Annotated in this window: 7 protein-coding genes; 1 reads left to right on the plus strand and 6 read right to left on the minus strand. The window is 33.0% G+C overall.

The window, feature by feature from the left end; translation table 11 throughout:
* From EUBIFOR_RS12860 to EUBIFOR_RS12020, 4 genes are all read right to left on the minus strand, one after another.
* Nucleotides 1-667 (minus strand): hypothetical protein (locus EUBIFOR_RS12860; protein ID WP_040466015.1); only part of this gene is annotated, 667 nt, incomplete at its 3' end.
* A gap of 18 nt (nt 668-685) precedes the next feature.
* A complete protein-coding gene (lepB, locus tag EUBIFOR_RS01000) occupies nt 686-1,324 on the minus strand; it encodes a signal peptidase I (protein WP_003864022.1) in 639 nt (212 codons plus the stop codon).
* A gap of 432 nt (nt 1,325-1,756) precedes the next feature.
* The gene (locus tag EUBIFOR_RS01005) at nt 1,757-2,401 is read right to left on the minus strand and encodes a Crp/Fnr family transcriptional regulator (RefSeq protein WP_040466016.1); all 645 of its coding nucleotides are present in this window, start codon (nt 2,399-2,401) and stop codon (nt 1,757-1,759) included.
* Nucleotides 2,402-2,598: 197 nt separating this feature from the next.
* Nucleotides 2,599-5,019 (minus strand): PAS domain-containing hybrid sensor histidine kinase/response regulator, encoded by a 2,421-nt coding sequence (locus EUBIFOR_RS12020; RefSeq protein WP_003864025.1) that lies wholly within the window; start codon nt 5,017-5,019, stop codon nt 2,599-2,601.
* Between the two features lie 483 nt (nt 5,020-5,502).
* On the opposite strand from EUBIFOR_RS12020, the gene EUBIFOR_RS01015 reads away from it, so the two are divergent.
* The gene (locus tag EUBIFOR_RS01015) at nt 5,503-6,918 is read left to right on the plus strand and encodes an ATP-binding protein (protein ID WP_003864026.1); all 1,416 of its coding nucleotides are present in this window, start codon (nt 5,503-5,505) and stop codon (nt 6,916-6,918) included.
* Nucleotides 6,919-7,234: 316 nt separating this feature from the next.
* On the opposite strand, the gene EUBIFOR_RS01020 is transcribed toward EUBIFOR_RS01015, so the two are convergent.
* Both EUBIFOR_RS01020 and EUBIFOR_RS12865 read right to left on the minus strand, forming a co-directional pair.
* A complete protein-coding gene (locus tag EUBIFOR_RS01020; RefSeq protein ID WP_003864027.1) occupies nt 7,235-7,492 on the minus strand; it encodes a type II toxin-antitoxin system Phd/YefM family antitoxin in 258 nt (85 codons plus the stop codon).
* Nucleotides 7,493-7,603: 111 nt separating this feature from the next.
* Nucleotides 7,604-8,659, minus strand: a 1,056-nt coding sequence (locus EUBIFOR_RS12865) for an ATP-dependent DNA helicase (RefSeq protein ID WP_003864028.1), incomplete at its 5' end; no start/stop codon positions are given.

The following is an 8,659-nucleotide window of genomic DNA, read 5'->3' on the forward strand; positions in this document are numbered from 1 at the left end:
TTTCAATTTCAATTGTTCCTATATTCTTGTCTCCAGCTAAAAGAGTTCCATTTCCAGCCTTTTCGAAATCTCTCATAAAATCAGGAAGATTGTATACAAGTATACCATCGTATTGTTCTAATAACACTTCTGTGTCAATTTCATCAAATTCTACTTTCAAATAAAGTTCCGTACTATTTGGATCAGCATTTCCTTCATTCAAACTTTGCCATTTGTCATTTGCATCTTTATAATACACATCAACAGATTTAATCTTCTCTTTATTTGCATCCGAACTTAAATCAAAAGGTTGTTTTGTAGTTTCTGTTGTAGTTTCTGTAGTTGTAGTCGTTGTCTCTTCTTCTTCACTTTCTTGAGATACCTGTTCATCATTGTTTTGAGTTTCTGGCTCATCCTCAACAACTTCTTCTTGTTCATTTACTTCTTCTTGTTTGTTACAATCATCCGTATGCGTATGCTCTTCTTTTTCGCAAACCAATTCATTGTTTTCATCATAACACTCAGCCGTATGTGTATGTTCTTCCTTATCACAAGTTAATGTTTGAGCTGGTAAAGATAATGCATAGACCGTACAAACAACCACAATACAAGAAAGTGCTATCATGACTCTTTTCCATTTTCTTAAGCGCGCTTTGTCTTTTAATAAACGCCTTAAATACTCTTGCACAATCACACCTACTTTCTGTTACTTTACAATTCCAATTTTATTTAAAGGCCAAACTGAAAATAATACCTTACCCTCAATTTGTTCTTTTGAAATATCCCCTATTGCAGCACTTCTAGAATCTATTGAACTCTCGCGGTTATCTCCCATACAAAACCAACGAGACTCTTCTACTTGATGGGGAAAATCAATGTCTGTATTTCCAAGTGACTCACTATCCAAATACGTTTCATGAATAGCTTTACCATCCACAGACACCTTTCCATTCACATCTATATCTACCTTTTGACCAGGACCCGCAATAACACGCTTTACCAACAACTTATTGCCCTGCCAAAATGCTACAACATCTCCAGGCTTTAATCTCTTTGTCTTTATAGATACCACGATCTGCCCATTTTCTAAAGTTGGATCCATACTCGACCCATAAATCTTTAATACAGGCAGCCACAGTGTTGCCACCAATACAGAAATGGCAGCCACGACGACAAGTACACTTAAAGTCTTACGTAAATGCTTTAAATACTTTTCTCTCTCTTTTAATCGACCAAGCTCTTCTTTGACCTCCTCATTAGATACAAGATCACTTTCTGTTTGCATCTTATCAATGAGGTCAATCAACTCTTTTCGCTTTAAATGTCTTAAATCCTTCTTTTCCATATCTCTATCTACACATTAAGATTATGTTAAGATAAACATACATCATCTTATGTTAATTGGTTGATATATTCATTTTTCCTTTATCTTAAGCTAATCTAACCTTTCCGTTATAAACAACCTAACAAGAACGAAATTTCTGTTAATAAATATACTCTTATCTGTAATCGTTTTCAAACAACATTTTCTAACTTTTGTTTATTGGTTAGCTATTTTGATAACTTATAGATATTATTATCCTTTACTTATCACATATTTTTACATTTTTGGTTATATACACTTATTTCTCCCTTATATAAAGTCGATTGATTTGTGCAAATGGCTTTGTTAATTTGTGCAAACTCATTATTTACTAAATTTGAATCTTTATATATAACCAAAGATAGTTTGTATTAACAATTTCTTAATATAAAAAAAGGATAGTTTAACACTACCCTACTCTGTGAATTGCTTTAAATAGTCCATATCTAAAACAATAATTCGATTATTCTTTACTTGAATGATATGCTTTTCTTTTAAACCACGAATCACTCGATTCACACTATTACGTGTTGTAATCCCACAAAAATTCGCAATATCCTCATTTGTGACCTGCAAATCAATAAATATACCCTTTTGTGTTTGAATGCCAAATAAACTCGCTAAACGATATAACCAAGAACATACTGCACCTGCCTTTGAATTCATGATCATCACTTGTTCTCTTGTGATAGCTAGTTTTAATCGATTGCGATAGTATGTACTTACATAATTTTGAAGATTCGCATCTTCATTAACTCGCTTATAGAATTTTTCTTTTGAAATACAATACAACTCTGCTTGTTCACTCTCAATACGAATCTTTGGAAGACATTTTCTAAATTCTGTTAAACAATCACAATACAAACTCACCACATCCGGACCTTGTAAATAAGTAATATTAAATTCACGCTCATCTTGCATGATCAAACTCACTTTAACAATACCCTTCTTTAAAATATACATATTACTATCATTCAAATCTAAACATGTATGTCGATCTTTTATAAGTATAGAAACCTTCTCTTTTTCTAAACATTGTATGACACCATCACAACACATATTACTCACTCCTGTTATCCTTTTCATTGTATCATATTGTGGAGCAAATGTTATATCTTTGTCTATTTAATCATATAGTGATATACTATTTATTGTTGGATTATTTGTCATTTGCATATCCAGTTTCCTATGTAAGATTAGAACTAAGTCTCCACAAACTTATGTTCAACTCTTTTTTAATAATTAAAGCGGACATTTTAACTGCCCGCTTTCTCTTTTAATATCTCTATAATTTGACTTTGAAGCTTATCCATATCGATTGGCTTAGAAATATATCCATTCATTCCCGCTTTAAGTGCCTGCTTTTTATCTTCATCAAACGCATTCGCACTCATCGCAATAATTGGAATCGTATTCTTTTCTGGAATTGCCCTAATTTTTTGTGTAGCTAAATACCCATTCATATTTGGCATTTGAATATCCATTAAAATAAAGTCATACGAACCAACCGGTTTTTGAATCACTTTACTAACACACTGAAAACCATCCCTTGCCAAGTCTACATGTAAGCCACAATCTTCTAATATAATCTTCGCAAATTCCGCATTCAATTCATTATCTTCTGCTAGTAATACATGTTTACCTTCTAAAGAATGCTTAGAAACTACAAGATCCTCTTGTTTCACTTTATCTTTTTCTTCATTTCCAAGCTTATGATCAATCGTTATTGTAAAAGTACTACCCTTTCCAAGCACACTTTCAACATCAATCGTACCACCCATCATATCTACTAGTTTTTTTACGATAGGCATACCAAGCCCTGTACCAATAATGTCACTTGTTGCTTCACGTGTAAATGCATCAAATAGAGTTGGAATAAAACTCTCACTCATTCCAATACCCGTATCTATGATTTGAATTTGATATGTACCATAACCCTCTTTTGAACACTCAAATTCCTTTATATCCACTGTGACATGACCACCATTTGGTGTATATTTAATGGCATTGCCAATCAAATTCACTAAAATTTCCTTCACCTTCGTACAATCACACAATACTTGTTTATGTTTTATATCCATTTTTGTATCGAATACAATCTCTTTTTCTTTGGCCATAGCACCAAAGACGTTCGATACTTCTTCAACCATATCCACAATGGACTCACTACTTTCAACTAACACACTCTTACCACTTTCAATACGCGCCATATTCAATACATCATTAATAATGGAAAGTAACAAATTCCCCGATTGCTCAATCTTCTTTTGATAATCCACCAAAACAGGATCTGTAAGCTGCTTTTTCATCAATTGATTATATCCAAGAATTACATTCATAGGCGTACGAATATCGTGTGACATATTATTTAAGAAATTTGTCTTGGCCTTACTTGCATTTTCAGCTTGAATATAAGCCTTTCTTAACTGTTCCTTTTGAAGACGCTCCTTTTGAATCAAATCATCAATATCCCTTGTACCAATCACTACCGCTCTAGTACGATCCTTTTTCTTAACATAAGAAACACGAGCCTGGTAATATAAAACACCCTCATCCGACATATATTCATAAGTAAAAGAATAATCTTCATTGGTCGATTTCAGTTTTTCAAAGGAAAGTTCCTCTAAAAAATTTTCTCTTGAAGCATCCGAAACCAAATCTTTGGCATAAGCCGGTAACAATTCAGTCCAACGATCATGATAAGACCGACAAAAATCCGCAATACGCTTACCATTACTACCCGCTTCACGATATGAATAGATTTGTCCTTGATCTAACTCCACTAAAAGTACAGAAAAATAATCCTTACTAATTCCTTCAATAATCTCTCTTTGAAGTTCTAAAACATTTTCCTTTTTACGAACCTCATCCATTGGACGAAATCCCATCACAAAACGAAAATGGTGCTTTTCATCATATAAACGAATTGCTCTTGCATATAAAGATTCATATCCATTAGAATTCGGATAAATCTGATACTGCAATTCTACCGTCTCATTTTTAAGAAGTGCATTCATAAAAGGAACGGGAGATAAAATATCTAAAAAGTCTGGACACGATTCTTTTACTAACACACGATTATAGAAATCATGCAAACAACGTGTATAATTCATCTTATCCTCACTTGAAAAATCATCAAGCCCACCATGATCATACATATGCCCATCATGCTTAACGACAACCATCGTATTCTCCATTAAGTCACCCATGATCACAGTCGAATATTCCATTGTCAGTGCCGTAAGCATTTGGTTACGCTCCTCTGCCCTTTTTTCTTTATCCAACATAAAACTTGTAACATCCGTAATATTTCCCTGAAAGAAAAATGTTGAATCTTGTTTTAAAGCCAAATAACAATCCGATACCCAATGATACCCATCCTTACCTTTCAAACGAAAAACCACATTCTGACAAGTACCAACCTTATATTGATTCCTCAACAAATCTCTATCCTTTTCGAGACGACTTCTATCTTCAGGATGTAACATATTCACTAACTTATTATCAAATTTAGTTTCAATTTCTTTTTGCGTCCAATGTAAAGTATTTAAAAAATCATCGCTCACAAACAAAAAAGGATATCCCTCTTTATAAGAACACCTATAGTATCCTTTAAGCAACTTATACACTTCATCCAATTCAATATTATCTTTCTTTTGACGCTTAAAAAATTTCATATTATACCCCGAATTTCATGTAAACCCTTACAAGTATAATAACAACACAAACTTCATTTGTCACGATAAAATAAAGAAATAATTACATGGTTATATTTCATATTTTTGTTGTATATTATTTAATCCTTTTTAATGTGTTTAAAATACTTTTAGTTATATTTTACTATTGTGTTCATTTTAAGCTATGTTATAATTTATCCGTTAGATAAAAATTAAAGATGCCCAATCTTTTACATCTAACACTTTTCGACATGAGGACTAGCCCTTCCCAAAAACTAAACATAGCTAGTTCTCTATTTTTTTGCATTTAGATGCTATAATGAAATTGGCTGAGTACTAATCCTTAGCTTGCAACCAACTTAAGCTGACAAATCCCACATACTTGTCAGCTTTTTCTTATATGAAGAAACTTAACTAATCACCTTATGATTATATAATATAAACGAGTTTATCATAAGTTGATTTATCATAAGGAGAATAATCATGAGATTCATAGGCAGAAAAAACGAATTGCATACATTAAATACAGAATATAATCGTAACAGTAGCTTTGTGGTTATTTATGGACGACGTCGTGTTGGAAAAACAACACTGATCAAAGAGTTCTTAAAGAATAAAACTGCATTCTATTATCTTGCGACTGAGGAATTAGAAAGCCAAAGTATGAAACGACTTGCTAATGTTATAGCTCGTACTACAAAAAACACATTGCTACAAAAAATAGAATTTACAGATTGGTTGGATTTATTTCAACTAATTGCTGACTATAAACCAGAAGAAAAGAAAGTCCTTGTCATTGATGAATTTCCATATCTAGTAAAAACAAATTCAGCATTCCCTTCCATTTTACAAAATGCATGGGACGAATTTTTAAAAGACAGTAACGTGATGTTGATTCTGTCCGGTTCCTTGATGGGTATGATGCAAAAACATGCACTTTCTTATGATAGCCCACTATATGGTCGTAGAACAGCACAAATGCGTTTGACACCACTACCATTCACTAGTATTTATGAAACACAAAATCTTCCTTTTGAACAAGCCGTAGAACAATTTGCTCTAACAGGTGGTGTACCAAAATATTTAGAATTTTTTGAAGATGGAAGCCCTTTAGAAGAACAGCTTAAAGATGCCGTTTTTTCTAAGAATGGCTTTTTATATGAAGAACCCAATTTTTTATTAAAAAGCGAATCCTTAACAGCCGTAAACTATTTTTCAATTATTAAGACAATTGCAGACGGCAATCATAAACTCGGTAAAATTGCAAGTGCATTAGGACAAGAATCTTCATCACTTACACCTTATCTATCTACACTTTCGGATCTTGGTTTCATTGAAAAACGAACACCAATCACAGAAAAGAATCCAGAAAAATCACGTAAAGGATTGTATTTCATTGCAGATAATTTCCTTCGTTTTTGGTTTTGCTATGTCTACCCTTACAAAGGTGAATTGGAATTAGACAATATGCAAATTGTACTAGACGAAATTCATAAAGATTTTAAAGAAAAATTTGTTGTCTTTGCTTATGAAGATATCTGTAAGGACATTTTCGCAAAACTATGCAGTAACAACGCAATTTCATTTGTACCATCACGCATTGGATCTTATTGGTTAAATGATTATGATGGAGATACAGAAATCGATGTCATGTCTGTAGACCATCAAAATAAACAAGTTTTTGTTGGAGAATGTAAATATCATACAAAACCAGTAGATGCCCCCGTATACTTTACATTAAAAGAAAAAGTAGATAACGCCGCAGAAATACGCAAATCTTTCCCAAAATATAACGTTATCTATGGCTTATTTAGTAAAGGTGGTTTTACAAAACGTATGCTCGATATCGCAAAGGAAAACCCAAATATACTACTAATTCATGAAGATCATTTAATATAATGAATACTTCTTTAGCTGACAAATCCCACGTACTTGTCAGCCTTTTTTATGTAAATATAGCGATTACCTTGTATTCGCTATTATTCTACAAATTCTAAAGTATATTACGATAGTCCTTTTTATCGTTCCTTATAATCCATATTTTATGATATTTTAGTGCTATTTCACATGTGGTATTTCTCTGTTCCAAAACCAAAATCTTAATATACATAAAAAGTGTTAGACCTAATATCATCTAACACTTTCAAAAACAATACTAGCGGTTTTCTGCTGGCTGTCAGCCGCGATACCCTACAGAGTATCTGTATAACCAAATTTAGACGCCATACTTGCTCCTAATATTAGAAATTGCAGTGTCTCCATCTACAGTATTTCCAGATTTTGCATCTTCTAAACCATCCAAGATTGATTTTGCTTCATCCATCTTTCTCATTGTTTTTTCATAATAATCGATGTCCATAACAACCAATCTGCCATATCCATTCTTGGTTATGAACACAGGACCATTTTCTTCTGCACAGCGACGTTCTACTTCAACCGTATTTTTCAAATCACGTATTGGAATAATCTGCATACAATTAGCCCCTTTCTTGTGACTATAGTATAACCTATATTTAGCCACGGTTTCATACTAAAAAATTTTTTGGTTTCAATAAGTACTTCAACTGCCTAAAATTTTTTTCAGTTACTTTTGGACTAAATTTATCATTTCCCGTAACGTCGTTTGACGCACCCTTTTCTGTTTTAACTTAACTTGTGTCTCAAATAATTGTTTATTCCCTATAATATACAATTGTTTTTTAGCACGAGAAATTGCTGTATACAATAAACGTTTCTCCAACATATTTTTCGCATTCACATCCACTATACAAAATACACTCTGATATTCATTACCCTGTGATTTATGTACACTAATACACCACGCATGCTTTAGGTAATATAGAAAATCCGTAGAGAAGTCAACCACATTGTTTGTGAAATCAACTGAGATTACATTTCGTTTCGTATCAATCTCTACAATCGTACCAATATCACCATTATAGACATCATCATCCGGAAGATTCTTCAACAACATGACCTTATCATTCTCTCTAAAAATCGTTGTACCAACCTTCATCTGATTCTTTTGTGGACTCTTTGGATTAAACAAGACCTGCATCTGACGATTAATCTCATCAATACCAGCTACCCCTTTATACATAGGTGCTAAGATCTGCATTGAATCTAGATCCATATCCTTTACATAATCAATAAGAGCATCCATGATTTTTGGTGTCGTTCGCTCAATAAACTCTACCCCATCCTCATAATGACAAGTTGTTTCTTCACGAATCTCTTTTGCTAAAGTTACAATACCAGAGCCATTTGATTGTCTAAAAATCTTCTTTAAATGCACAGTATCAATCACATTGGATTTGATTAAATCCTCCAAAACCTTACCTGGACCAACACTCTCTAACTGATCTTCATCCCCAATCAAAAGAATTCGACAACGATTTGGCAAAGCCTTTAATAATTGGGCAAACAAATGCGTATCCACCATACTAAACTCATCCACAATAATGAAATCTACATCCAAAGGATCGTCTTCATTCTTACCAAAAGAATTATCCTCCAAATTCCACTGCAACAAAGAATGAATCGTCCTTGAATCACAATTGGATAATTGGGCTAAACGCTTTGAAGCCCTTCCTGTTGGTGCACAAAGCTGAATCTTACTATCCGGATACACTTCTTTACA

This window comes from Holdemanella biformis DSM 3989, from assembly GCF_000156655.1.
GTDB lineage: Bacteria > Bacillota_I > Bacilli_A > Erysipelotrichales > Erysipelotrichaceae > Holdemanella > Holdemanella biformis.